This window comes from Thalassobaculum sp. OXR-137, assembly GCF_034377285.1.
Lineage (GTDB): Bacteria > Pseudomonadota > Alphaproteobacteria > Thalassobaculales > Thalassobaculaceae > Thalassobaculum.
Genome location: NZ_CP139715.1, coordinates 5,020,688 through 5,046,253, shown reverse-complemented (window position 1 = coordinate 5,046,253; position 25,566 = coordinate 5,020,688). Strand labels below are relative to the sequence as shown.

At 67.1% G+C, this 25,566-nt stretch carries 27 protein-coding genes; 22 read left to right on the top strand and 5 right to left on the bottom strand.

All coding sequences use genetic code 11. The annotated features are described in order from the left end of the window. Nucleotides 1-83: 83 nt before the first annotated feature. Complete coding sequence (gene flgF / locus T8K17_RS23380) at nucleotides 84-815, bottom strand: flagellar basal-body rod protein FlgF (protein ID WP_322332126.1); 732 nt, start codon at nucleotides 813-815, stop codon at nucleotides 84-86. A gap of 345 nt (nucleotides 816-1,160) precedes the next feature. On the opposite strand from flgF, the gene T8K17_RS23375 reads away from it, so the two are divergent. The 9 genes from T8K17_RS23375 to T8K17_RS23335 all read left to right on the top strand — a co-directional run bounded on the left by T8K17_RS23375 (nucleotide 1,161) and on the right by T8K17_RS23335 (nucleotide 10,355). Further along, the gene (locus T8K17_RS23375) at nucleotides 1,161-1,700 is read left to right on the top strand and encodes a flagellar basal body-associated FliL family protein (protein ID WP_322332125.1); all 540 of its coding nucleotides are present in this window, start codon (nucleotides 1,161-1,163) and stop codon (nucleotides 1,698-1,700) included. Nucleotides 1,701-1,784: 84 nt separating this feature from the next. Then, nucleotides 1,785-2,810: a flagellar motor switch protein FliM gene (gene fliM, locus T8K17_RS23370; protein WP_416153153.1), complete on the top strand. Its 1,026-nt coding sequence runs from the start codon at nucleotides 1,785-1,787 to the stop codon at nucleotides 2,808-2,810. Nucleotides 2,811-2,896: 86 nt separating this feature from the next. Next, nucleotides 2,897-3,370, top strand: coding sequence for a DUF6468 domain-containing protein (locus T8K17_RS23365; protein ID WP_322332124.1), 474 nt, complete (start codon nucleotides 2,897-2,899; stop codon nucleotides 3,368-3,370). 82 nt (nucleotides 3,371-3,452) lie between these two features. Then, a complete protein-coding gene (locus T8K17_RS23360; protein ID WP_322332123.1) occupies nucleotides 3,453-4,298 on the top strand; it encodes a MotE family protein in 846 nt (281 codons plus the stop codon). A 172-nt stretch (nucleotides 4,299-4,470) separates the two neighbouring features. Beyond that, nucleotides 4,471-4,857 (top strand): response regulator, encoded by a 387-nt coding sequence (locus tag T8K17_RS23355; protein WP_322332122.1) that lies wholly within the window; start codon nucleotides 4,471-4,473, stop codon nucleotides 4,855-4,857. 22 nt (nucleotides 4,858-4,879) lie between these two features. Further along, nucleotides 4,880-5,305 carry a hypothetical protein gene (locus T8K17_RS23350; RefSeq protein WP_322332121.1) on the top strand — a complete coding sequence of 142 codons (426 nt, stop codon included), beginning with the start codon at nucleotides 4,880-4,882 and terminating at the stop codon, nucleotides 5,303-5,305. 6 nt (nucleotides 5,306-5,311) lie between these two features. Next, nucleotides 5,312-5,980 carry a flagellar motor protein MotB gene (locus T8K17_RS23345; RefSeq protein WP_322332120.1) on the top strand — a complete coding sequence of 223 codons (669 nt, stop codon included), beginning with the start codon at nucleotides 5,312-5,314 and terminating at the stop codon, nucleotides 5,978-5,980. Beyond that, nucleotides 5,977-6,735 (top strand): flagellar motor protein MotB, encoded by a 759-nt coding sequence (locus T8K17_RS23340; protein ID WP_322332119.1) that lies wholly within the window; start codon nucleotides 5,977-5,979, stop codon nucleotides 6,733-6,735. Before T8K17_RS23345 ends, T8K17_RS23340 begins: the two co-directional genes overlap by 4 nt. Further along, a complete protein-coding gene (locus tag T8K17_RS23335; RefSeq protein ID WP_322332118.1) occupies nucleotides 6,732-10,355 on the top strand; it encodes a tetratricopeptide repeat protein in 3,624 nt (1,207 codons plus the stop codon). Before T8K17_RS23340 ends, T8K17_RS23335 begins: the two co-directional genes overlap by 4 nt. Nucleotides 10,356-10,413: 58 nt before the next feature. On the opposite strand, the gene fliP is transcribed toward T8K17_RS23335, so the two are convergent. The 4 genes from fliP to T8K17_RS23315 form a co-directional block, all read right to left on the bottom strand. Then, on the bottom strand, nucleotides 10,414-11,163 hold the full coding sequence (fliP, locus tag T8K17_RS23330) for a flagellar type III secretion system pore protein FliP (protein WP_322332117.1): 750 nt from the start codon (nucleotides 11,161-11,163) through the stop codon (nucleotides 10,414-10,416). Then, complete coding sequence (locus T8K17_RS23325) at nucleotides 11,160-11,483, bottom strand: flagellar biosynthetic protein FliO (protein WP_322332116.1); 324 nt, start codon at nucleotides 11,481-11,483, stop codon at nucleotides 11,160-11,162. The genes fliP and T8K17_RS23325 overlap by 4 nt, the downstream gene beginning before the upstream one ends. Nucleotides 11,484-11,548: 65 nt before the next feature. Beyond that, nucleotides 11,549-11,878, bottom strand: a complete 330-nt coding sequence (locus T8K17_RS23320) for a hypothetical protein (RefSeq protein WP_322332115.1) — start codon at nucleotides 11,876-11,878, stop codon at nucleotides 11,549-11,551. Then, on the bottom strand, nucleotides 11,868-12,209 hold the full coding sequence (locus T8K17_RS23315) for an EscU/YscU/HrcU family type III secretion system export apparatus switch protein (protein ID WP_322332114.1): 342 nt from the start codon (nucleotides 12,207-12,209) through the stop codon (nucleotides 11,868-11,870). The genes T8K17_RS23320 and T8K17_RS23315 overlap by 11 nt, the downstream gene beginning before the upstream one ends. A 201-nt stretch (nucleotides 12,210-12,410) precedes the next feature. On the opposite strand from T8K17_RS23315, the gene flgB reads away from it, so the two are divergent. The 13 genes from flgB (at nucleotide 12,411) to T8K17_RS23250 (ending at nucleotide 25,510) form a co-directional block, all read left to right on the top strand. Further along, entirely contained in the window at nucleotides 12,411-12,806 is a 396-nt protein-coding gene (gene flgB / locus T8K17_RS23310; RefSeq protein WP_322332113.1) for a flagellar basal body rod protein FlgB, read from the top strand. Between the two features lie 17 nt (nucleotides 12,807-12,823). Then, complete coding sequence (gene flgC, locus T8K17_RS23305; RefSeq protein WP_322332112.1) at nucleotides 12,824-13,231, top strand: flagellar basal body rod protein FlgC; 408 nt, start codon at nucleotides 12,824-12,826, stop codon at nucleotides 13,229-13,231. An 80-nt stretch (nucleotides 13,232-13,311) separates the two neighbouring features. Next, nucleotides 13,312-13,605 (top strand): flagellar hook-basal body complex protein FliE, encoded by a 294-nt coding sequence (locus tag T8K17_RS23300; RefSeq protein WP_322332111.1) that lies wholly within the window; start codon nucleotides 13,312-13,314, stop codon nucleotides 13,603-13,605. Nucleotides 13,606-13,701: 96 nt separating this feature from the next. Beyond that, complete coding sequence (gene fliQ / locus T8K17_RS23295) at nucleotides 13,702-13,968, top strand: flagellar biosynthesis protein FliQ (RefSeq protein ID WP_322332110.1); 267 nt, start codon at nucleotides 13,702-13,704, stop codon at nucleotides 13,966-13,968. Nucleotides 13,969-13,979: 11 nt separating this feature from the next. Then, complete coding sequence (gene fliR, locus T8K17_RS23290) at nucleotides 13,980-14,747, top strand: flagellar biosynthetic protein FliR (protein ID WP_322332109.1); 768 nt, start codon at nucleotides 13,980-13,982, stop codon at nucleotides 14,745-14,747. A 137-nt stretch (nucleotides 14,748-14,884) separates the two neighbouring features. After that, nucleotides 14,885-15,958, top strand: a complete 1,074-nt coding sequence (gene flhB / locus T8K17_RS23285; RefSeq protein WP_322332108.1) for a flagellar biosynthesis protein FlhB — start codon at nucleotides 14,885-14,887, stop codon at nucleotides 15,956-15,958. 60 nt (nucleotides 15,959-16,018) lie between these two features. Further along, nucleotides 16,019-17,920, top strand: coding sequence for a response regulator (locus tag T8K17_RS23280; RefSeq protein WP_322332107.1), 1,902 nt, complete (start codon nucleotides 16,019-16,021; stop codon nucleotides 17,918-17,920). Nucleotides 17,921-18,103: 183 nt separating this feature from the next. Continuing rightward, the gene (gene recA / locus T8K17_RS23275; RefSeq protein ID WP_416153202.1) at nucleotides 18,104-19,192 is read left to right on the top strand and encodes a recombinase RecA; all 1,089 of its coding nucleotides are present in this window, start codon (nucleotides 18,104-18,106) and stop codon (nucleotides 19,190-19,192) included. Between the two features lie 245 nt (nucleotides 19,193-19,437). Continuing rightward, a complete protein-coding gene (gene alaS, locus T8K17_RS23270; protein ID WP_322332105.1) occupies nucleotides 19,438-22,101 on the top strand; it encodes an alanine--tRNA ligase in 2,664 nt (887 codons plus the stop codon). A gap of 133 nt (nucleotides 22,102-22,234) precedes the next feature. Next, the gene (locus tag T8K17_RS23265; protein WP_322332104.1) at nucleotides 22,235-23,104 is read left to right on the top strand and encodes a MoxR family ATPase; all 870 of its coding nucleotides are present in this window, start codon (nucleotides 22,235-22,237) and stop codon (nucleotides 23,102-23,104) included. Then, nucleotides 23,104-23,472 (top strand): hypothetical protein, encoded by a 369-nt coding sequence (locus T8K17_RS23260; RefSeq protein ID WP_322332103.1) that lies wholly within the window; start codon nucleotides 23,104-23,106, stop codon nucleotides 23,470-23,472. Before T8K17_RS23265 ends, T8K17_RS23260 begins: the two co-directional genes overlap by 1 nt. Next, nucleotides 23,472-24,650, top strand: a complete 1,179-nt coding sequence (locus T8K17_RS23255; protein WP_322332102.1) for a vWA domain-containing protein — start codon at nucleotides 23,472-23,474, stop codon at nucleotides 24,648-24,650. Before T8K17_RS23260 ends, T8K17_RS23255 begins: the two co-directional genes overlap by 1 nt. Beyond that, nucleotides 24,647-25,510, top strand: coding sequence for a C40 family peptidase (locus T8K17_RS23250; RefSeq protein ID WP_322332101.1), 864 nt, complete (start codon nucleotides 24,647-24,649; stop codon nucleotides 25,508-25,510). The genes T8K17_RS23255 and T8K17_RS23250 overlap by 4 nt, the downstream gene beginning before the upstream one ends. Nucleotides 25,511-25,566: the final 56 nt, after the last annotated feature.

Here is a 25,566-nt window from a genome sequence, read left to right as displayed (position 1 = left end):
TCTACTCCCTGGATGACCGCGTCGGGTCCTGTCTCGTCTGGTGCGGGGCGGCGCCTGACGCGGCCGATCACCCCTCAATTCGGTTAGGCGCTACCTTGCACAGGGCGTGCCAAACGCTGGATCGCCTGCTGTTCGCGGTCGCTTTCGGTCGAGATCAGGTTCTTGACCGCCTCGTACATGCGGCTGACCTCGATCATGGTCGTCAGCTCGGCGATCGGGTTCACGTTGGAGGATTCGATCAGGCCCTGCTGGACGTCGCTGTTGTCCGCCGGTCGCGGCAGCTCGTCGGTCTTGAACAGGGTGTCGCGGACCTTCTTCAGCGCGATCGGATTGTCGAACTCGACGACGGCGATCCGGCCGTAGACTTCGTCGCCCAGCTTCACGCTGCCGTCGGTCTCGATGATGATCTTCTCGTCCGAACGGGGGACGAAGATCGGCTCGCCGGCGGCGTTCAGCACCAGATGGCCCTGGTTGGTGACCAACTGGTTGAACTCGTCCAGGGCGAAGGTGCCGTTGCGGGTGTAGTAGGTGCCGGTGCCGTCATCGACCTGGAAATAGCCCGGACCGTCGATCGCCAGATCGAAGGTATTGCCGGTCTTCCGCATCGGGCCCGGCTGGTGGTCGGTCGCCGTGCCCTTGTCGATCACGAAGTCGTTGGTCTGGGCGAACGGGATCTTCTCCTCGTAGGCCTGATAGATCATCAGCTCGCGCTTGAAGCCGGTGGTGTTCATGTTCGCGATGTTGTTCGCGACCTGGCTCATCTGCCGGCGCAGCGCCGCCTGGCGGGACAGGCCGATATAGATCGAGTTCTCCATCACACTCTCCTTCAGTTCGCAGGCCCGTTTCGGGCTCTTGTCTGCTGGCCGGAAGGTCATGCCTCCCGATCTCGGAAACCGTCTATGCAGGCTCCGTGCCAACCGCCGGGACCCGGGTCGGACCCTCCGGCTCGACTCGTTGGAGGGCCGGAATGCACCGGCCTTTAACCCGGGCCGTCAATTCTGTAGAATCAGGGTGAGTCGGCATTGTGCTTGCACAGGCCGGTCGGGCGGGCGATGTCGCGGCACGGTGTGTGTGGCGGCAGGATATGCCGGTCCCCCCGGCGAATGTCGGCGGGGCCGGCGAGGACCAGGGCCCGACGGATCGGCCCGAGGGAGTGTCTGATGGCTGAAGAAGCCCTCGACGATATGGACGGTGCCGGCGACGGCCCGGAAAAGAAGCGCGTCAGCGGCAAGCGATTGATCATCTTCGCGGCGGTGATCGTTCTGTTCCTGGTCGGCGGCGGTGTCGGTGCGGCGTTCATGCTGGGACTGTTCGGGGGGAGCGAGCCCCCGCCGGCCGAGGCGGCTGTCGAGGGCGAGGCGGCGCCCGCCGCTCCTCCGCCGCCACAGGAGACCCGGGCGTTCTTCTTCGAGGTTCCGGACCTGATCGTGAACCTGAACACGAACGGCCGGAAATCCACCTTCCTGAAGATCAAGATCGCGCTGGAGCTGGAAGGTCCGCAGGATACCGACCGCATCAACGAGGTGCTGCCGCGCATCGTCGACAACTTCCAGGTCTATCTGCGCGAATTGCGGGTGGACGATCTGAACGGATCGGCCGGCATGTACCGGCTGCGCGAGGAACTGTTGCGGCGGGTCAATCTCGCCGCCCGTCCCGTGCGGGTACGCGACGTGCTGTTTAAGGAAATGCTTGTCCAGTAGGGCGGAGCGCACCCCCCGGTCCCGAGGGGTTTTCTCCGGGATCGGCAAGAGGCAGACGAGCCGGAAAGAGATGAGGCTGGGCTGATGGCAACCGATGACGATCTCGCCGCCGAATGGGAGGCGATGGGCGATGAAGACGACGAGGATGTCGGTGCTGCGCGTGTCCTAAACCAGGACGAAATCGACAGCCTTCTCGGCTTCGACGAGACCGCCGGCGGCGAAAGCGACACGTCGGGCATTCATGCCATCGTCAACTCGGCCCTCGTTTCCTACGAACGCCTGCCGATGCTCGAGGTCGTGTTCGACCGCCTCGTGCGCATGATGTCGACCAGCCTGCGAAACTTCACCTCCGACAACGTCGAAGTCTCGCTCGACAACATCACCTCCATCCGGTTCGGCGACTATCTGAACTCGATCCCGTTGCCGGCCATGCTCTCGGTCTTCAAGGCCGAGGAATGGGACAACTACGGTCTGCTGGTGGTCGACAGCGCGCTGATCTACTCGATCGTCGACGTGCTGCTCGGCGGTCGGCGCGGCACCGCGGCGATGCGTATCGAGGGCCGGCCGTACACCACGATCGAACGCAATCTGGTCGAGCGGATGGTGAACGTGGTCCTGAGCGACCTGTCCGCCGCCTTCGACCCGCTGAGCCCGGTCACTTTCCGTTTCGACCGGCTGGAGACCAACCCGCGCTTCGCGACCATCGCCCGACCCGCCAACGCGGCGGTGCTGGCGCGACTGCGCATCGACATGGAAGACCGCGGCGGGCGCCTGGAACTGATGCTGCCCTATGCGACGCTGGAGCCGGTGCGCGAACTGCTGCTGCAGATGTTCATGGGCGAAAAGTTCGGCCGTGACTCGATCTGGGAAACTCACCTGGCGAACGAACTCTGGAATACCGATGTCGAGCTGGACGCCGTGCTCGACGAGATCGTCATGCCGCTGAACGACGTGCTGAATCTGAAGCCGGGGAGCCGGATCCTGCTGAACGCGATGCCGAATTCGACCATCGACATGCGATGCGGGAATGTCTCGCTGTTCAATGGTAAGATGGGGCGCAAGGGCGGCAACATCGCGGTGCGGATCAGCCATCGACTGCGCAAGATGTGAGGCGGGCCGGCACGGTAGCGTCGCCGCGTTCCGGCCGGCCGGAGGATAGAGGACTGATGACGGGAACACGAGATGAGGGGGCGTAAATGAACTTGGCGCTGATCCTCGATATCTTGCTCATCTTTCTTCTTCTGGCGACCATCGTCTACGCCATGGTCCTGCATCGGCGACTGGCCATGCTCCGATCCGAAAAGGAAGGTCTGGAGACCTTTCTGGATCGAATGAGCCAGGCGACGGCCAAGGCCGATGCCAGCCTGAAGGGCATTCGGCAGACCGCCGAGCAGGCCCAGGCGATGCTCAACGATCCGATGATCAAGGCGCAGGCGCTGCGCGACGAGCTCCTGTTCCTGATCGAGCGGGCGGACGGATCCGCCGAACGGCTCGCCGGGGCGACCAGCGGCAAGGTGCGCGAGGAGGCTCCGGCCACCCCGGGGCCCGTCCGCAAGCCGGCCAGACGCGCCGCACCGGCGCCGGCTCCGCAGCCCGAGGCGGCCCCGGACGACGGCGCGCGCTCCCAGGCGGAGCGCGATCTGATGAACGCTTTGAGGAATGTACGCTGAGATGAGCTACGACCGGATGGGACGACGGGCGGCTCCGCCCCCGCAGGACGACGAAGCCAAACTCGGCCGGACCCACGCCCCGGTGGCCGCCCGTGCGGCGACCCCGAACGCCGAGCGGCTGGCACGCGGCCGCGCTGCGGCGGCGGCCATACGCGCCGCACAGCAGCAACAGCAGCAGCGGGACGGGCAGGGTGGGAAACCCGGCCCGGACGCCAAGCCGGCAAAGGCGGCGAAACGGGGCGGCGCCGCGCTGCGGATCCTGCCGCTGACCGCGTTCGCCGCGGCGCTCGTGCTGTCGGTCAAGGTTGCCGATCTGTGGGAGCGGCGGGACACGCTGGTGAAATCCATCACCATCGGAACCGTCGCCAGCGCCGCCGCGCCGGAGGCCCAGGGTCCGATCGACGCGCCGACAGGACCGGTGGTGACCGCCGACTCGCCCGAGGCGTCGCGTCCGATCATGCAGCTTGCCCAGGCCGACTCCACCGGCTCCGGAGAGAAGGTCGACCCGTTCAACCTCGGAAAATCGCAGATCGAGCTGCTGCAGAGCCTGGCCGATCGCCGGCAGGAGTTGGAGGCGCGCGAGCAGACGATCGTTCAGCGCGAAGGGCTGCTCGCCGCGGCTGAACACCGCATCGATCAGAAGATCGGAGAACTGAACGGCATCAAGGCCGAAATCGAAGACCTGATCCGCAAGTACGACAAGCAGGAAGAAGAACAGCTTGCCAGTCTCGTAAAGATCTATGAGACAATGAAGGCGAAGGACGCGGCGAAGATTTTCGATGCTCTCGACATGGATATCCTGCTGCAGGTAATCGAGCGGATGAAGGCGTCGAAGACAGCGCCGGTACTGGCGGCGATGACGCCGGAGCGGGCGAAAGAGGTGACGGCGCGCATCGCGGAGCGACGAAAGATGCCGGATATCAACTGAATCGGCGAGTGGGCTTCGGCGCCACCGCCTCCACAGGTGTCGGTGTCTAAATTACGGCGGCTAAATCACTAATCTCGTTTACAAGGTTTTAACCCCCCTGGCATACGTTGTGCCGAATTCGGCGGCGCCCGCGCATCTTTGGGCGGGCATCAGTGACTTGAGGAGACGGGTTATGGCGGTTGATATGAACATGTCGATTCTCATCGTCGACGACTACAAGACGATGTTGAGGATCATTCGAAATTTGCTGCGCCAACTGGGTTTCGCGAATGTCGATGAAGCGTCCGATGGGGCGACGGCCCTGCAGAAGCTGCGTCGCGGCGATTTCGGTCTGGTCATCTCCGACTGGAATATGGAACCGATGACCGGCCTACAGCTCCTCAAGGAAGTGCGTACCGACGCCAAGCTGAAGTCCACGCCGTTCATCATGGTCACCGCCGAAAGCAAGACCGAGAACGTGATCGCCGCCAAGAAGGCGGGCGTGAACAACTACATCGTGAAGCCGTTCAACGCCGCCACGCTCAAGACCAAGATGACCGCGGTCATCGGCGAGTTCTGAGTATGCGACCGGGCGGGGCGGGGTGAAGTCCGGGGTCGAAGCCGACAGCGCGTTGGCACGCGCTCTGTCGGAGATCGCGGCCGCCGACGGCGAGCTTCAGGACGCGTTCGACCGGGTACTGGAAGCCGCGGAAATGCTGATGGACACCGGTGAATCCGCCGGCGGTGCCGTCGGCGAGGCTATTTTCGCCGCCACCGGATCCATCTTCGAGGCGTCCGCGATGCGCGACATTGTGGGGCAGCGTCTCAGCGCGATCCGCGAGGCCGTGACCCTGCTCGACTCCTCGACTGCACCTGCGCTCGAAACAAAACGTGACAAAGCGCGGGAAATAGACGAAAAAAGAGGGAACGGGTCGGCTTCGGAGAGCGGGTTGCTCAACGGTCCACAGTTGCCGGGAGCGGCCACGAGCCAAGCGGAGGTCGACGCGCTGTTCGATAACCTCGATTAGGCGCGAATGACATTCAGCCGGGCAGAGCGACGGGACCCCGACAAGGGCAGCAGCCAGCCGCTGTTCCTCAGCCTGTTTCTGTTGCTGCTGGCCTTCTTCATCATGCTCAATGCCATTTCCACGGTCGAGGAAGGGCGCAGCGACCGGGTCATGGAGAGCGTGAAGCGCGCTTTCCCGTCGGCCGTACGCTCGGACATCGCCGAGGATCTGCTGGACGCCGAGCCCGGCAGGGTGATCGGCGAATCCGTTCGCTCCGCGTTGGGCACCGTCTTCCGGGAGGTGCTGCCGGCCGTCGAAGTCCAGGTCGAAGCCGACGGCAATCCGATTTTCGTCTCGATCCCGGCCCGGCAGGTCTACGCCCCGGCCGCAGGCGGCGTGACTCCGGTGATGGAGCGGCTCGCCGGCCGTCTGGCCCCGATTCTGAACAATCCGCCGGCGGGCAGCGTTCTGGAGCTGCAGATTCTCTACGGCGCGTCGGAATCGGCGCCGCAGCGCGACCGGGATCAGCTCGTCTTCCGCGCCAGCGAGACTGTCCGCGTCTTCGCCGATCATGAGGTCGATCCGGCGATCCTGTCCGCCGGGCTGGAGCCGTTCGATCCGGAGGTCGTGCGCCTGATCTTCCGCACGCGGCCGGCAGGCGCGTACGGACCGGAGCTCGGGGGCGGGGCATCGTGACCGTCGAGCTGTCCCATGTCCGGACGATGGTCCGCCGCGGCGAGCGCAAGCTCGGCCGCCGGGCAGGACGCAAATACGGCGGCGGCGCGAGCTGGATGGTGACGCTGGTCGATCTGGTGTCGCTGATGCTGGCGTTCTTCGTGCTGCGCTTCGCCATGACGACGGTCGACACGCCCAGCTTCGAAAATGCCGCCGGCGCCATGGCTCTCGTGCTCGGCCGCGAGGTGTCGGCGGTGAAGGAAACGCCGCCGGTGGAACTCAGCGTGTCGGCGGAACGGACCCGTCGCGGCTTCTCGCTCGGCTATCTGGAACCGGTTCTCGAGGCAAAGATGGCGGCGGACCCGGTGCTGAGCCAGGCCATGATCGCCCGCGCCGGGGATCAACTGGTCATCGCCCTGCCGGCGGACCTGCTCTTCGCCGTCGGCGCCGCCGAGCTGACACGGGACGCCCGCAGTGCCGTGGGCATTCTGTCGACCGCACTGGCCACCCTGCCAAACCGGATCGACGTGGTCGGCCATGCCGATCCGCAGCCGATGACCGGCGGCGGGCGCTATGCCTCGAATTGGGAGATTTCCCTGGCCCGCGCGGATGCAGTGGCGACCCGGCTGATGCAGACCGGGTATCCCCGCCAGCCGACGGTCGAGGGACGCGGCGCCAGCCGGTTCAGCGACGTGGCGCCGACCCTGGAGATGGCCCGCCGCTACGCGCTGGCCCGCCGGGTCGACGTGGTGATCTTTCCGGAGCGCGCGCCATGACCCGCGCCGTTCTCCGCACCGTCTCTCTGCTCGCCGTCCTGCTGCTGTGGCTGGCCGGCCCCGCCCTGGCGGTGCCGGTGCAGGTCAGCGGCGGTTCCACGCCGACATCGGAGCGGCTGGTGTTCGACTGGCCGCGCTCGGTCGACTATTCCGCCGAACGATTCGGCGATTCCCTGGTGATCCGGTTCTCGCAGCCGATCGAAGGGGACATCGCCGCCGCGGCCGGCGGGCTTGGCCGGTTCATCTCCGGCGGAAGGATCGGCAGCGACGGCCGCAGCGCGGTGATCGAACTGACCGGCAACCACCGTCTGCGCACCACCCGCGACGGCAACCGGATCGTCATCGATCTGTCCGACCGGACCAGCGCGCCGGCCCCCCTGGCGCCCAGTCAACCCGCGCCGGCCGCCCCTCAACAGGCGGCACCGCCGCCGGCCCCGGCCGCCGCCCCGCCGCCAGCCCAGGCCGCGGCCCCTGCGCCTCAAGCCCCTGCGGCCCAGGCCCCTGCGCCCCAGCCCCCTGCCGCCGAAGCCGGTCCGCTGATTCCGACGCGCACCGGACAGCATCCCAACTACGACCGCATCGTCTTCGATTGGCCGGCGCCGGTGGATTTCGAGGTCGAGCCGCAGGCCGGCGCAGCCCGCATCCTGTTCGCCCGCCCGGGGCGGATCGACGACGACGCCCTGCGTCGCCGGCTGCCCGAGCCGCTGCGGGGCGTGGCGAGCATGCCGTCGAGCACCGGCCTCGCCGTCACGCTGCCCGTGCCCGATGGCCGCTCGATCAAGGCCTTCCAGTCCGGGCCGAAGGTCGTCGTGGATGTGATGCGCGACGGGAGCGGGATCACGGTCCCCCCGGCGGGTTCCCAGCCGGCCCCGGTTCCTGCCCCGACTGCCGAGGCTCAGCGGGCGCCCTCGGCCGACGGTGTGCCGGCCGCGCGCGGATCGGCCCAGGCGGAAATTCCGGCAGCCCAGGGCGCCAATCCCGGCGAGGCGCCGGCTCCGGCCGCGGCACCCGTCCCGGCCACGCCCGAGATCGCATCCCAGAACAACGTCCGCAGCGCGACGGCCCCGCCGCCGGAAGGCTCCCTGAGCTCCGAGCCGACTGGCGCCGTCACCAATCTTCCGGATGTCCGCTCGACGGTTCCGGCTGCCCAGGCCGGGAACGAGACCGCCCTGGACGACGCGACGCGCCTGGACATGGCGCCCGCGGCGGCGATGCCCCCGATCGCCGGCCCGCCGCTGGCCATCACCCGGCTGAACAATGCCGATGCCATTTCCCTGCGCTTCGCGTTCGAAGACGAGACCGCCGCCGTCGTATTTCCGCGGGCGGGGTATGTCTGGGTCGGGTTCGACCGCGCCGTTACCATCGATACGAGCCAGCTGGCCGGGCTGACGAACGAGATCGTGGGGGAACCGCAGCAGGTCCCCGCCTCGACCGGATCGGTGGTTCGGATTCCGGTCGTCGAGGGCGTCAATCCGCGGGTGTGGCGCGATGGGAGCGCCTGGGTGCTCGACCTGCAGCCGCAGCTTTCCCGGCCGGACGTCCCGCTCCGCATCGACGCCCAGATGGTCAGCCCCCAGGGGCCGCGGCTGTTCATCCCGGTCGAGGGCGTGGGCGATCCGATGGTGGTCAACGATCCCGAGGTGGGCGACAGCCTCTTCCTGATCCCGATCACCCCGCTGTCCCGCGGTATCGACGGCAATCGCCGGTATCCCGACATGGAGATCCTCGGATCGCTGCAGGGCGTGGTGGTGCGGCCGAACCGGTCGGACATCGCGGTCCGCGTGCTGCCCGACGGGATCGCCATCACCCGCGAGGCCGGCATGGTTCTGTCCGGCCCGGCGCCGCGTTCGGCCGACGACGTCTACACCGGCGGGCGGTTCGAGGGGCTCACCGCCGGTCTGCCGCCGGGACGGATCTTCGACATGGCGAACTGGCGCCTGGGCTCGGACGCCGATTTCCTGAACCAGCGCCAGGCGCTCCAACTCCGCATTTCCGAGGCGACCAGCATCTCGCGCAACGGGCCTCGGCTGGAGCTCGCCCAGTTCTACTTCGCCCGCGGGCTGGCGGCGGAAGCCATCGGCCTGCTGCGGACCATCGCCCAGTCGGACGAGGATCTGGCGAACCGTCCGGATGTTAAGGCGCTGCGCGGGGCCGCCAGCTTCATGCTCGGCCGCAACGCCGAGGCCGAGGAATATCTGGACGACGCGGCCCTGAACGGCTTCTCCGAGGCCGAGCTCTGGCGCGGTGCCGCGACTGCCGGCCAGGGCAAGTGGGACGAGGCGGTCGAGCATATCGCGCGGGCCGGCGAAATCCCGGGCGGCTATCCGCGGAACTACACCACCGAACTCGCGATGCAGGCGGCCGAGGCGGCGATCCGGGCCGGCGACTTCCGCGGCGCCGGCGCCTTCCTCGATGTGATCGCCGAGGGCGATCCGACGCCGGGCGAGCGGGCGCGGCTCGACTTTCTGCGCGGCCGCGTGCTCTACGCTTTCGGCGACCTCGAGGCCGCCCTGGATATATGGAACCGGCTCGCCGACGGCGAGGACCGCTGGGCGCGGGTGCGTTCCGAGCGCGCGCTGATCCAGCACCGGCTGGAGGACGGCCGCATCACGCCGAAGCAGGCGGCCGACCGGTTGGACGAGCTGCGCTATGCCTGGCGCGGCGACAGGGTGGAGTTCGAGCTGCTGCGCGATCTCGGACGGCTGCGCCTGGAGGAGAATGAGTTCGAGGAGGGGCTGGACGCGCTGCGCCAGGCGGTGACGTTCTTCCCCGATAATCCTGATACCCGCGACCTGGCCTTCGAGCTGACCGAGGCGTTCAGCGACATCTTCACCAGCGGCGTGGCCGAGGCGATGACGCCGCTGCAGGCGCTGGCGCTGTATGACCAGTTCCGCGAGCTCACGCCCGTGGGCGCGGCCGGCGACAAGATCATCGAATCCCTGGCCGACCGGCTGGTGAAGGTCGATCTGCTCGACCGGGCGGCCCGGCTGCTCGACCGGCAGGTGAAGTTCCGCCTCCAGGGCACCGAGAAGGCGCGGGTCGGGGCACGTCTGGCGCTGATCCTGCTGCTCGACCGCCAGCCCGAGAGCGCCATCGCCGCGCTGGACGAGAGTGTGGCGCCCGGGCTCGGCTCGGCACTGGCGGGCGAACGCAGCCGCCTGCGCGCCCGGGCGATCTTCGATCTGGGCGATGCCCAGGGTGCGCTGAAGCTGCTGGCGAACGACCGCAGCCGGGAGGCCGAGCTGCTGCGGGCCGACATCTACTGGCGGACCCAGGAATGGGTCGAGGCGGCGAAGACCTTCCGCACCCTGGTGGGCGAGGCCGGTCGCGACGGCCGCCGCCTGACGCCGGAGCAGGCGAACTTCATCGTCAATTGGGCGGTCTCTCTGGCGCTCAGCGACAACGACAACGGCCTGAACCGGCTGCGCCAGATCTACGGCACGCAGATGGACGACACGCCGTTCCGCGAGGCCTTCCGCCTGATCACCAACAATACCGACAGCGGGCCGGACGAGTTCCTGCGCCTATCGGAGCGGTTCGAGGAAATCGGCCGGTTCCAGGCCTTCCTGTCGAGCTACCGCGACAAGCTGAAACAGGGCCCGCTCAGCGCCACGAACTGAGGGCGTCTCTTCTTACTGCCGGGAGGCCGGGAAGGTGGGAAGCGGCGGTAAGCCGCCCCTATGTCGCGAAGCTGCGGACCAGCGTGCCGGCGACCATGTACCAACCGTCCACCAGCACGAAGAAGATCAGCTTGAACGGCAGCGAGATCGTCACCGGCGGCACCATCATCATGCCCATGGACATCAAGACCGAGGCGATGACCATGTCAATGATCACGAAGGGCAGGTAGAGCAGGAACCCGATCTCGAAGGCACGCCGCAGCTCGCTGATCATGAAGGCCGGGACCAGCACCTGGAGCGGGGCGTTGAGCCCGGTCTCGGCGGGTCCCACCTCGGCGATGTCCTCGAAGAGTTGAAGATCCTTCTCGCGCACCTGGGCGAGCATGAAGACCCGGAAGGGCGCGGTGGTCTCGCGGAACGCCTCCTCCTCGTCGATCTGCTCCTCGATCAACGGTCGAACGCCGTTCTGCCAGGCGGTCTGGAAGGTGTCGGCCATGATGAAGGCGGTCATGAACATCGCCAGGCTGATGGCGACGATGTTCGGCGGGGCCTGCTGGGTGCCGAGCGCCGAGCGCAGCAGCGAGAACACCACGATGATGCGGGTGAAGGAGGTCACCATCATCAGGATGCCCGGCGCCAGCGACAGCACCGTGACCAGGGCGACGAGCTGGATGATCCGCGCGGTGGTCGACCCGCCCGGCTCGCCGACGTCGAGGGTCAGCGACTGGGCGAGGGCCGGGGCGGCATAGAGTGCCCCGGCGAGACCGGCCAGGACCGCTAGATGGCAGAGAAACCGCCGCGCGGTCATCGCGCCGCCCCCTCGTCAGAGATCGCCGCGACGTCCGGCGCCGGCAGCGGCGGGGCCGGAATGCCGGTCTCCACCACCATGTCGCTCTCTCCGCCGATCACCAACAGATGCTCCACATCGTCACGCCGCACCAGAACCAGCCGTCGTCGCCCGTCGAGCACCCGGCTCTCGACGATCCGCAGGCGCGGGGTCTTGCCGAGATTCATCGCCAGTCCGAACCGCTCGACCGCGTACCGCCGCACCAGCCAATAGCATATGCCGATCAGCCCCAGAACGAAGCCGAAGGCAAGAATGAAGCGCAGGTAGTCGAACAGACCCATGGCGCATTGTCTGCGGCGCGCGTGGCCCTGCCAAGGCCGGTGCGCCGGTGCGCCGGAGGGCGCTCTCAGAAGCCACGTCGGCGGCGGTTCTGTCCGGCGCCATAGGCGGCGGCGGCGGATCGGGCCGAGCGGGCGGGCGCCGGCGAATCGCCGTCGCCTCCACGCTGCTGGATCACCGTGGCGGCGGCATCGAGCCGCGCGATGAGCTGCTCCAGCACCGGCAGGAAGGTTTTCGCCTCGCCCGGCGGGCGCGCCAGAACCGCGTCGCACAGGTCCGAGACACGGGCTTCGAGGGCGGCACGGTCCGCGGCACCGGCGGCCAGGCCGTCGATCTGCGCGGCGACGGCGTCGATCTCCGCCTGAAGCTCCGCCGAGGCGGCGGGGTTATCGGTCATCGCCGGTCTCCTCGGTCCGTCGGTCGTCCTTCAGGCGGTCGTTGGCCCGGTACACATAGGTCAGGATCTCGGCCACGGCGGCGAAGGCCTCCATCGGGATCTCGCAGTCGACCTCCACCACCTCCAGGATCTGGGCAAGGTCCGGGTCGGTGCGCACCTTCACGTTGTTCTGGAACGCGAGATCCAGAATCTTCTCCGCCATGTCGCCATAGCCCTTGGCGACCACGGTCGGCGCGGTATTGCCGTCGATGTCGTGGCTGAGCGCAATGGCGATCTGCCGCTTCGGGGCGGTGCTGTGGCGGGTCGCTGGGGTATCGGATCGCCTCGTCATGGCCGCAGTATAGCGATCCGCAGGCCGTCCTGCATCCGGCCCGGAGCCCACCGGCAACCCATCGGCTCGACCATTCTGGCACGGTGCTTGCTTATCCCTTTGCGACGCTCTCCGGCGGCCTCGGCGGTCGAAGCGCGGAACCGAAAGAAGCAAGGCCTTGGTTGCTTGCTCAGAAGGGGACGAGAGATGCAGATGTCGGACATGAGCCTGTTTCGGATGGCTCGGCAGCAGATGAACTGGCTCGGCGACCGTCAGACCGTGCTGGCGCAGAACATCGCCAATGCGGATACCCCGAACTACCGCGCCAAGGATCTGAAGGCGGTCAATTTCGAGCGGGAACTCCGCGACATCCAGCCGGTGAAGATGCAGGCGACCAGCGGCACCCACCTGCAGGGCACCGTGCGCAAGCCCGACCACCGGGTCGAGGAACTGCGCCCCCGCGAGGTCTACGAGACCAACCCGAACGACAACGGCATCGCCCTGGAAGAGCAGATGATGAAGGTGTCCGACACCCAGATGAAGTACCAGCTGGCGTCGAACATCTATAACAAGAACATGATGATGCTGCGGACGGCCGTCGGCCGCAGCGGCCAGTAAGCGGAGAGGATCGACCCATGGAACTCATCAACGCCATCAAGATCTCCGCCTCCGGCATGAAGGCCCAGGGCACCCGCCTGCGGGTCGTGGCCGAGAACGTCGCCAACGCCGACTCGATGGGCAACAAGCCGGGCGACGATCCCTATCGCCGCAAGACCATCACCTTCCAGGACCAACTCGACCGCACGCTGAACGCGGATCTGGTGTCGGTGAAGAAGATCGGCCGCGACATGGGCGATTTCGAGCTGGCCTACGAGCCGTACCATCCGCTGGCCGACGAGAACGGCTACGTGAAGAAGCCGAACGTCAACGCGCTGATCGAGCTGACGGACATGAAGGAAGCCCAGCGCGGCTACGAAGCCAACCTGAGCGTGATCGACAGCTCCAAGGCGATGATCCAGCGCACCATCGAACTGCTGCGCTGATCGGCGCAGTGACCGACCTGGACGGCGCTGTTTCGCGCGCCGGCCCCATCGCGTAGAATGGCACCCATGGAGGTACCGTCATGGTGACACGTATCGGAGATATCACGCCCCCCGTTCCGGGACTGGGCGCGGGCGGCGCGGACAAGGCGGTCAGCGGCAAGGACTTCGCGAGTTTCGTGAAGGACGCGGCCGAGACCTCGATCGACACGATGTACAAGGGCGAGACGCTGTCGAAGGCAGGAATTGCCGGGACGGCCGATCTGACCGATGTCGTGGCCGCGGTCAACGATGCCGAACTCACCCTCCAGACCGTGACCGCTCTGAGGGACAAGCTTGTCTCAGCCTATCAGGAGATCATCCGCATGCCGATCTGAGGTGGCCGCCGCCGATCGCGCGGCCATCCGGAACGACAGGACGGCAGAAAGGGACCCGGCAGGATTTGCCGGGCATTTGGCGTTGGGGACGCGCGCATGACCGAGGCCGATGCCATCGACGTCACCCGGGAGGCGGTTCTGGTGCTCCTCACCATGAGCATCCCCATCATGCTGATCGCCCTCGGGGTCGGCCTCGTCATCGCCCTGTTTCAGGCGCTCACCCAGCTTCAGGAAATGACCCTGGTGTTCGTGCCGAAGATCCTCGTGGTTTTCGCCTCGCTGATTATCCTGCTGCCGTTCATGCTGGCGACGATCACCACGTTCTTCAACGGTTTGGCCGACAAGATCATCGGTCTCTCTTAGGAGCGCGGCCGATGCCGCTGCAGGAATATCTCCCCGTCCAGGCCTACGCCCTGATGCTCGTCATCGCCCGGCTGGGGGCGCTGGTCTTTCTGCTGCCGGGCATCGGCGAGACCTTCGTGTCCTCGCGGATCCGCGTGATGTTCCTGTTGGCGATGTCCGTGGCCGTCGCGCCGACGGTCATGACCTATCTGCCGACCGTGCCGCAATCGATCCCGGAACTGTTCCTTCTGATCTTCATCGAGGTGATGGTTGGGATCTTCTTCGGCCTGGTGGGGCGCACGCTGCTGCTGACCCTGGCGTCTGCCGGCATGATCATCTCGTTCTCCACCGGCCTGGCCAATGCCCAGGTGTTCAACCCGTCGCTCCAGGAACAGGGCACGTCGATCAGCCTGCTGCTGAGTACCTTGGCGATCATGGTCGTGCTGGCGACGGACCTGCACCACATGCTCATCCTGGCGCTGATCGACAGCTACACGATGTTTCCGCCCGGCGCGCCGCTGCCGATCGACGACATGTCCCTGGCCTTTACCCGACTGGTGGCGGATTCCTTCGAGATGGCCATCCAGCTCTCGGCGCCGTTCATCCTGTTTTCGCTGATCTTCTTCGTCGCTCTGGGCGTGGTGTCCCGGCTGATGCCGCAGCTCCAGATCTTCTTCATCGGTCTGCCGATCCAGATCCTGATGGGCTTCACCATCATCATCGCCATTATTGGAACCATGATGGAGGTGTTTCTCAGTTATTATGAGGACGGGATCGCCTCCTATCTGGTGCCCGGCTAAGGCATATCCCGATCGCATGGAAACATCTGGTCGTGCGGATTTGCTTTATCTTTAATAGGTCGACGACCGAATGACGGCTCGGATCGCTTCGCTCCGAACCGATCCTGCTCTTACCGCGGCAAGGCGACAGCGCACCCATGTCGGATCAGGACCAATCCGAAAAGACGGAAGAGCCGACCCCGAAAAAACTGTCGGAGGCGCGCAAGAAGGGCCAGATCGCCACCAGCAAGGAAGTGAACAGCTTCGCCGTGCTGCTGGGGGCGGCCCTGATCATCGGCATCGCCGGTCCCTTCGTCGCATTGCGGGTCTACAGTCCGCTCGCCGGCCTGGTGGAGAAGGCCGGCACCATGGCGGTCGACCAGGGCAGCTCCGGCGACATCCTGTTCGAGGTGTTCGGATCGGTGATCATCGCCATGGCGCCGGTCTTCGTCGTGTTCATCGTCCTGGCGCTGGCCGCGAGCATGGGCCAGTCCGGCATCCTTTTCACCACCGAGCCGATCTCCCCGAAGCTGGATAAGATCTCGCCGATCAAGGGTTTCGGGCGCCTGTTTGCGGTGCGCTCCCTGGTCGAGTTCCTCAAGGGCATCGCGAAGATGGGGGTCGTCGGCGCCGTCGCGGTCATTCTGGTGATGCCCGAGCTGGACCGGCTGGAAACCATCGTGCAGATGGACGTGCGCCAGCTTCTGGAGGAGATCCAGACCCTCCTGATGCGCCTGCTGATCGGCGTCACCTCGATCATGGCGATCATCGCCGTCGCCGATTACATCTATCAGAAATACGAACACACCAAGCAGCTCAAGATGAGCCGCCAGGAGATCCGCGACGAGCACAAGCAGTCGGAAGGCGATCCGCACGTGAAGGCGCGGCTGCGTCAGATCCGGCACGAGCGGGCCCGCCAGCGCATGATGGCGGCGGTGCCCCAGGCCGATGTGATCGTCACCAACCCGACCCACTTCGCCGTCGCCCTGAAATACGACACGGCGGTGATGGCGGCGCCGACCGTGGTGGCCAAGGGGGTGGACAACGTCGCCTTCCGTATCCGCGAGGTCGCCGAAGAGCATAATGTGCCGATCGTGGAGAACCCGCCCCTGGCCCGGGCGCTGTTCGGCGGCGTCGAACTGGACCAGCAGATCCCGGAAGAGCACTATCAGGCCGTGGCGCAGATCATCTCCTACGTCTACCGCCTGAAGGGTAACCGCGCGTCGGCATAGGGTGCCGGCGGATGTCGGATCGGGGAGCAAGCGGAGGGAACGCAGATTTCAGGACTGGGGTTGAAGGGATCGTCCGTCTGGCGGGCCGTGACCGGCATCTGGTCGAGCTCGCAAGGCCAGGAGGAGCCGGCCGACGGCGGAAGCGGCAACGGAGAGCTGGTCGAGCGCGGGTGCGTGCGCCTGGGCGGCGACGGCCGCTTTCTGGAAGCCGATGCCGGCGCGGTGGCGCTGCTGGGGGACGGTGCGGCGACGGGCGAAGGCAAGGCCGTCGCGCGGCTCCGCCTCATGGTCCTCAAGCGCGACCCGGCGGAGGCCGAGAGCACCGATAGCTTCGACCACGAGGGGCGCCAGGTGGCGGTCACCCTGACCGCCCAGCCCGAGGACGTCGTCCAGGCCGACCTGTCCGCCGCCCGCAAGCCGGCGGAACAGCCGCCGGAAACCAAGCTGGAACTGGTGGTCGACGCGCTGGAATATGCGCCGATCGGCGCCCTGCGGATCGACGAGGACGATCGGATCGTCGGTCACAACCGGTTCCTGTCGGAGTGGCTCGGCCCGGGCGGACGCAACGCCATGCTCGGTTCGGAATTCCTGCCGCTGGTGGCCGAGCAGGACCGCGCCCGGGTCCGCCAGGTGATTGCCGACGCCGATCCGACCGGCGAGACGTCGCCGCCAATCGACGTGACCGTCGGCGCCGAGGAGCGCGAGCGCGTCGCCTCCATGTTCGTGCGGCGGCCGCGCGGCAACCCTACCCAGCGGGTCATCTATCTGATCGACGTCAGCGACCAGCGCTCCCTGGAGATGCAGTTCGCCCAGTCGCAGAAGATGCAGGCGGTTGGCCAGCTCGCCGGCGGTGTGGCCCATGATTTCAACAACCTGCTCACGGCGATGACCGGCTATTGCGATCTGCTGTTGCAGCGCCACCGGGCCGGCGACCAGTCCTTCGCCGACGTCATGCAGATCAAGCAGAATGCCAACCGGGCGGCCAATCTGGGCCGCCAGCTGCTGGCCTTCTCGCGGCAGCAGACCCTGATTCCTAGGGTCGTGGACCTGACCGAGATCCTGTCCGACCTGTCCCATCTGCTGCGCCGGCTGATCGGCGAGACCGTCGTCCTCGAGCTGGAACACGGCCGCGACCTGCGCCCGGTGCGCGTCGATCCCGGTCAGCTGGAGCAGGTCATCATCAACCTGGTGGTCAATGCCCGCGATGCGATGCCGGGCGGCGGACGGATCTCTATGCGCACTGGCCTGACCGAGACCGTGCGGCCGCTGCGCCAGGGCGACGAGGTCATGCCGCCGGGCGAATACGTTCTCATCGAGGTGATCGACACCGGCACCGGGATGCCGCCGGACGTCCAGAAGCGGATCTTCGAGCCGTTCTTCACCACCAAGGATCTGGGGCAGGGGACCGGGCTCGGTTTGTCGACGGCCTTCGGTATCATCAAGCAGTTCGGCGGCTACATGTTCGTCGACAGCACGCTGGAGGTCGGAACGACCTTCTCGATCTACCTGCCGGCCTGGAACGGGGCGGTGGAGGTGAACGCTGCCGACGGACCCCGCCGGCTCGACACCGATCTGTCGGGCACCGGCACCGTGCTGCTGGTGGAGGACGAGGACCCGGTGCGCCTGTTCGCCGCCCGGGCGCTGCGCGGCAAGGGCTACACCGTGCTGGAAGCGCGGTCCGGCGAGGCGGCGCTCGAGCTCCTGAACGGCGAGAATCCTCAGGTCGACCTGATGGTGACCGACGTGATGATGCCGGGGATCGACGGCCCGACCCTGATCCGCGAGGTCCGCAAGGGGCGGCCGAAGCTGCCGGTGGTCTGCATTTCCGGCTATTCCGAGGATGCCCTGCGGCAGCGGATCGCGGACGCCGAATCGGTGGCCTTCCTGCCCAAACCGTTCTCCCTGAAGCAGCTCGCCCAGGCGGTGAAGCATGCCTCCCAACCGGTCGACCCCGGATCTTGAGGCCAAATCTTCGGCGAACACCTAGATTTGGATGAGAACAAAAGTAGAAAATGCGCTTGCGAACGAGAACAAAATAGGTACAATCCGTCTTCAGAGATCTTTCACCCCGCACCGGCTCTGACGACAGGACCGACGGACCGCGTCCGTTGCCCCCGACCCGGCGCGCACGATAGAAGGAGGCGGATTATGAGCGCTGCACTCAAGCTTGTTGAGAAGGACGGCATGGACAAGTCGAAAGCGTTGGAAGCCGCACTCAGTCAGATCGAGCGTGCGTTCGGCAAGGGCTCCGTCATGAAGCTCGGTGCGCGCGAGGCGGGCGTCGAGATCGACGCGGTGTCGACCGGGTCGCTCGGGCTGGATATCGGCCTCGGCATCGGCGGCCTGCCGCGGGGCCGTATCGTCGAGATCTACGGACCGGAAAGCTCGGGCAAGACGACCCTGGCCCTGCACGTGGTCGCCGAGGCCCAGAAGAACGGCGGCACCTGTGCCTTCGTCGATGCCGAGCATGCGCTCGATCCGATCTATGCCCGCAAGCTGGGCGTCGATGTGGACGAGCTGCTGATCTCCCAGCCGGATGCCGGCGAACAGGCGCTGGAGATCGCCGACACGCTGGTGCGCTCCGGCGCCATCGACGTGCTGGTGGTCGACTCCGTCGCCGCCCTGGTGCCCCGGGCCGAGCTCGAGGGCGAGATGGGCGACACCCATGTGGGCCTGCAGGCGCGGCTGATGAGCCAGGCGCTGCGCAAGCTGACCGGGTCGATCTCCAAGTCGCGCTGCATGGTGATCTTCATCAACCAGATCCGCCAGAAGATCGGCGTGATGTTCGGCAACCCGGAGACCACCACCGGCGGTAACGCGCTGAAGTTCTACGCCTCCGTCCGTCTCGACATCCGTCGCATCGGCGCGATCAAGGACCGCGACGAGGTGGTCGGCAACCAGACCCGGGTGAAGGTGGTCAAGAACAAGCTGGCCCCGCCGTTCCGGGTCATCGAGTTCGACATCATGTACGGCGAGGGCATCTCCAAGCTCGGTGAGCTGCTGGATCTCGGCGTGAATGCCGGCATCGTGGAGAAGTCGGGCGCCTGGTTCTCCTGCGACGGCCAGCGCATCGGCCAGGGCCGCGAGAACGCCAAGCAGTTCCTGAAGGCCAATCCGGACATCGCCAACGGTATCGAGCGGCGGATCCGCGAGAATGCTGGGCTGGTGGCCGAGGCCATGCTGGTCGGCGATCCGGAAAGCGGGCCCGAGGACGCGGCGGGCGACGACGCCTGATCGGCGCCTGATCGGCATCTGACAGACTGCAGGGAAGCGGCCGCCCGTCGGCCGCTTCCGTCTTAGGGGCGGGACATCCCCCGCCGGCCGGGCCCGCGACACCGATCGCGGGACGGCGGCCCGAGCACTCCGGCGGGCATCCGCTGGACAGCGCCGGGTGGCCTCGATAAAACCGGGGACTTTTGACGGGGCCGTTTGCGCGCGAGGGGTGCGCCGACGGCGCCCAAGTCGCCGGAGACAGGGCCATGGCCACGACGAACGACATCCGCCGCGCTTTCCTCGACTATTTCTCGGCCCGCGGGCATGCAGAGATCGCCTCGAGCCCGCTGGTGCCGCGCAACGATCCGACGTTGATGTTCACCAACGCCGGCATGGTGCAGTTCAAGAACGTCTTCACCGGCCAGGAAACCCGCGACTACAACCGGGCCGTCACTTCGCAGAAATGCGTGCGCGCCGGCGGCAAGCACAACGACCTCGACAATGTCGGCTACACCGCCCGCCACCACACCTTCTTCGAGATGCTGGGGAACTTCTCCTTCGGCGACTATTTCAAGGCCGAGGCGATCGAGTTCGCCTGGACGCTGATCACCGGCGAGTTCGGCCTACCCAAGGACAAACTCCTCGCCACCGTCTATGCCGAGGATGACGAGGCCGCGGCGCTCTGGAAGAAGATCGCCGGCCTGCCGGAGGAGCGGATTATCCGCATCCCCACCTCCGACAATTTCTGGGCGATGGGCGATACCGGGCCCTGCGGTCCCTGCTCGGAGATCTTCTTCGACCACGGCCCGTCGATCCCCGGCGGCCCTCCGGGCAGCCCGGACGAGGACGGCGACCGGTTCATCGAGATCTGGAACCTCGTGTTCATGCAGTACGAGCAGGTCACGCCCGACGAGCGGGTCAGCCTGCCGCGGCCGTCGATCGACACCGGCATGGGCCTGGAGCGCATCGCCGCCGTGCTCCAGGGCAAGCACGACAACTACGACATCGACACCATGCGCCGGATCATCGAGGCTTCGGCCGAGGCGGCGGGCGTGGCGGCCGACGGCGAGTTCAAGATGTCCCACCGGGTTGTCGCCGACCACCTGCGCGCCAGCACCTTCCTGATCGCCGACGGTGTGCTGCCGTCGAACGAGGGTCGCGGCTACGTGCTGCGCCGGATCATGCGCCGCGCCATGCGCCACGCCCATATCATGGGCTGCACCGACCCGCTGCTGTACCGTCTGGTGCCGACCCTGGTGCGCGAGATGGGCGAGGCCTTCCCGGAACTCGGCCGTGCCCAGGCCCTGGCGACCGAGACCCTCAAGCTGGAGGAGACCCGGTTCAAGGAGACCCTGGACCGTGGCCTGCGCATCCTGTCGGACGAGACCGACAAGCTGGGCGAGGGTCAGGCCCTGGACGGCGAGGTCGCCTTCAAGCTCTACGACACCTACGGCTTCCCGGTCGACCTGACCGCCGACATCCTGCGCGGTCAGGGCCGGGCGCTCGATCAGGCCGGATTCGACACGGCCATGGAGCGTCAGCGCGCCGCCGCCCGCAAGTCCTGGTCCGGCTCCGGCGAGGCGGCGACCGACCGCACCTGGTTCGAGGTCCGCGACAAGGTCGGCGCCACCGAATTCCTGGGCTACGACACCGTCTCGGCCGAGGGCGTGGTCCGCTCCCTGATCGTCGACGGCAAGCAGGTCGACACCGCTCAGTCCGGCGGCGAGGTCCTGGTGGTCGTCAACCAAACCCCGTTCTACGGCGAAAGCGGCGGCCAGATGGGCGATACCGGCACCATCCGGACCGCCGGCGGCGCCACCCTGACCGTCACCGACACCCAGAAGAAGCTGGGCGACGTCTTCGTCCACGTCGCCACCCTGGAGAGCGGATCGATCAAGATCGGCGAGCCGGTGGAACTGCTGGTCGATGCCGACCGCCGCGACCGGCTGCGGGCCAACCACTCCGCCACCCATCTGCTGCACGAGGCCTTGCGCCGCCGGCTCGGCGACCATGTGGCCCAAAAGGGCTCCCTGGTGGCGCCGGAGCGTCTGCGCTTCGACTTCAGCCAGCCCACCGCCATCGCGCGGGAAGATCTGGCCTGGGTCGAGAGCGAGGTGAACCGACGGGTGCGCCAGAACTCCCCCGTCACCACCCGCCTGATGACCCCGGACGCGGCCATCGGTGAGGGGGCCATGGCCCTGTTCGGCGAGAAATACGGCGACGAGGTCCGCGTCGTCTCCATGGGCGGCGACATCGAGGCCGGCGGCAAGTCCGCCTGGTCGGTCGAGCTCTGCGGCGGCACCCATGTGGGCCGCACCGGCGATATCGGTCTGGTGAAGATAGTCTCCGAGGGGGCCGTCGCTGCCGGCGTGCGCCGCGTGGAAGCGGTCACCGGCATCGGCGCGCTGGACTGGCTGAACGCCCGCGAGAGCGCCCTGGCCGAAGCCTCGGCCGAGCTGAAGACCACGCCGGAGGATCTGCCGGCCCGCGTCCACGCCCTGATCGAGGAGCGCCGCCGGCTTGAGCGCGAGCTGGTGGAGACCCGCAAGAAACTGGCCGCCGGCGGGTCCGGCGGCGGCTCGACCAAGACCGTCTCCGGCATCACCTTCGCCGGCCGCTCGCTGGACGGCGTCCCCGCCCGCGAGCTGAAGGGCGTGGCCGACGGGCTGAAGCAGGAGATCGGCTCCGGCGTCGTCGCGGTGGTGAGCAACGACGACGGCAAGGCCTCCCTGGTGGTCGGGGTGACCGACGACCTGATCGGCCGGTTCAGCGCGGTCGACCTGGTGCGTGCCGGCTCCGAGGCCCTGGGCGGCAATGGCGGCGGCGGGCGTCCCGACATGGCCCAGGCCGGCGGCCCCGACGGCACGGCCGGCGAGAAGGCCTTGGCCGCCATCGAAGCGGCCTTGGCCTCTGCCCCTACCGCCGCGTAAGGTCGGGAGCTGCGACATGGAAGCCGGGGCGGCAATGCCCTGCCCCGGTTTGGTCGCAGTTTCGACCCACGGTACGTTCCCGTGAGGTACAGGCGCACAACCCACCCGGCATGAAGCCGTCTGGCGAGGTGAGATGAACGATATGCAGCAAGCCACCCGCTTCGAAGGCAGCGACAGCTATGTCGCGACCGCCGACCTGCGCGTGGCCGTGAACGCCGCCGTGCAGCTGGCCCGCCCGCTCCTGGTGAAGGGCGAGCCGGGCACCGGCAAGACGGTGCTGGCCCGTGAAGTGGCCGAGGCGCTGGGCAAGCCGCTGATCGAGTGGCACGTCAAGTCGACCACCAAGGCGCAGCACGGCCTGTACGAATACGACGCGGTCGCCCGCCTGCGCGACGGCCAGCTCGGCGACGCCCGGGTGCAGGACATCTCCAACTACATCCGCCGCGGCAAGCTGTGGGAGGCGTTCACCGCGCCGGAACAAGCGGTGCTGCTGATCGACGAGATCGACAAGGCGGATATCGAGTTCCCGAACGACCTGCTGCTGGAACTCGACCGCATGGAGTTCCACGTCTACGAGACCGGCGAGACGGTGAAGGCGGTGAACCGCCCGATCGTCATCATCACCTCGAACAACGAGAAGGAGCTGCCGGACGCCTTTCTGCGCCGCTGCTTCTTCCACTACATCCGCTTCCCCGATCCGGAGACCATGGCGGCGATCGTCGAGGTGCATTTCCCGAAGCTGAAGCAGGAAATGCTGCGCGCCGCCCTGAACGCGTTCTTCGAGATTCGCGAGGTTCCGGGGCTGAAGAAGAAGCCCTCCACCTCGGAACTGCTGGACTGGCTGAAGCTGCTGCTGATCGAGGACATTCCGCCCGAGGCGCTGAAGGTCACCGACAAGAAGGACCTGATCCCGCCGCTCTACGGCGCCCTGCTGAAGAACGAGCAGGATGTGCATCTGTTCGAACGCCTGGCTTTCCTGGCCCGGCGCGAGGGGAGGGCGTGATGCGCGCGCTCTATCTCGCCGCCGCCCTGGCGCTGGCCGCCACCCCGGCCCTCGCCGGCAAGCTGCTGGAAGCGGCCCCCGAGGCGATGAAGAACTACGCCGAGCAGGCCGGCTATATTCTCAGTTCGATTTCCGTCTGCGGCGGCGATGCGGAGGAGGAGGCCTATTTCCGCTCCCTCGCCCGCGACAATCTCGTGCAGCTCGGCGCCGACGATGAGGATCTGGGCTTCTTCGAATACAACATGGAAGCCGCCGCCCAGGCCGCCACGCCGCGCAAGCGCGACTGCCGCGAGGATGGCGCCGTTCCCGTCGCCTCCGATCTGTACATGCACCGGAACAGTATCGAGAAGGCGCTGAAAGGCGGCTGATGTTCACCCGCTTCTTCACCGAGCTGCGCGACGCCAAGCTGCCGGTCTCGATCACCGAGTACCTGACGCTGCTGCGGGCCGTGCGGGACGGGGTGGCCGGCGGGTCGGTGGACGACTTCTACCATCTCTCCCGCGCGACTCTGGTGAAGGACGAGCGCCACCTGGACCGGTTCGACCGGGTGTTCGGCCATGTCTTCCAGGGCATGGAGGCGCTGGACGAGCTGTTCGGCGCCGAGATCCCCGACGAGTGGCTGCAGAAGCTGGCCGAGCTGAATCTTTCGGACGAGGAGAAGCGCCAGATCGAGGCCATGGGCGGTTGGGACAAGCTGATGGAGACCCTGCGCCAGCGCCTGGAGGAGCAGAAGGGCCGGCACCAGGGCGGCAGCAAATGGGTCGGCACGGCGGGCACCTCGCCTTACGGCGCCTACGGCTACAATCCCGAAGGCGTGCGCATCGGCCAGGACGGCAACCGCAACTTCCGGGCGGTGAAGGTCTGGGACAAGCGCGAGTTCCGCAATCTCGACGACAGCGTGGAGATCGGTACCCGCAATCTGAAGGTCGCCCTGCGCAAGCTGCGCCGCTTCGCGCGCCAGGGCCGGGCCGACGAGCTGGATCTGGACGGCACGATCCGCCAGACCGCGAAGAACGGCGGCTGGCTCGACCTGCAGATGCGGGCCGAGCGGCAGAACGTGGTCAACGTCATCCTGTTCTTCGATGTCGGCGGTTCCATGGACCCCTATGTGAAGGTCTGCGAGGAGCTGTTCTCCGCCGCCCGCAGCGAGTTCAAGCATCTGGAGTTCTTCTACTTCCACAACTGCCCCTACGAGCGGCTGTGGAAGGACAACCGGCGCCGCCATGTGGAGCGGATCGACACCGCCGAGGTGCTGCGGACCTACGGGCCGGAATACAAGGCGGTGTTCATCGGCGACGCGTCCATGAGCCCCTACGAGATCGCGGTGGCCGGCGGCAGCGTGGAGCACATGAACCCGGAAGCCGGCGGCATGTGGATCAGGCGCATGACCGAGCATTTCCACCGCTCGGTCTGGCTCAACCCGGTGCAGGAGCGGTTCTGGCAGTACACCCAGTCGGTCGCCATGGTGAAGGAGCTGCTGGAAGACCGGATGTACCCGCTGTCCCTGGACGGGCTCGACCGGGCGATCAAGGAGCTGAATTCGTGACCGCCGCCGAGACCGAGCGGCTCGACCCGCGGGTGAACGCCTATCGCACGGACCTGGCCGACGCGCGGCTGGAAGGCCGGGTCAACGCGGCTCTGTTCGTGGAGGGCGAGCCGGCGCGGATCGCCACCGGCACGGCGTCGATGCGCGAGGCCCCGTTCGAGGAGGCGCGCCAGGGCTCCGAACTGCTCTATGGCGAGCGCGTCGCGGTGTTCGAGCGCAAGCGCGGCTGGGCCTGGGTGCGCAACGAGACCGACGGGTATGTGGGCTATGTCCGCGAGGAAAGCCTGGGCGCCGCTGAAGAGACGGCGACGAGCCACCGGGTGATCGCTCTGCGCAGCTATCTGTTCGACGCCCCGGACCTGAAGACGATCCCGCGGGCCGTCGTGCATCTGACCAGCCAGGTGACGGTGACCGACCGGCACGGAGACTGGGCCCGGGTGGCCGATGACGGCTGGCTCTGGGCGATGCACCTGGCGCCGCTGGGCGAGGTCGAGCGCGATCCGGTGGCGGTCGCCCGGCGCTTCATGGGTGCGCCCTATGCCTGGGGCGGGCGGTCGACCACGGGGCTGGATTGCTCGGCGCTGGTGCAGTTGGCGCTGGCGGCGTGCGGGATCGAGTGTCCGCGCGACAGCGACATGCAGGAGGCGGGACTCGGGGCCGTGGTGCCCTCGCTGGAGGAAGCGCGGCCCGGCGACCTGTTCTACTGGCCGGGTCATGTGGCCTTCCTGGTGGAAGGGGACCGCATCCTCCACGCCAACGGTCACCACATGGCGGTGGCCGAGGAACCCCATGCCGACTTCCGAGCGCGGAACCTGGCCAAGATCGGCGATGTCAGGACGGTCCGGCGACCGCTCGGATAATCTGGCGCAGCCGGCCCTTCGACACGCCCCCAGTCAATCTGCTCCCCCCTCGTCAT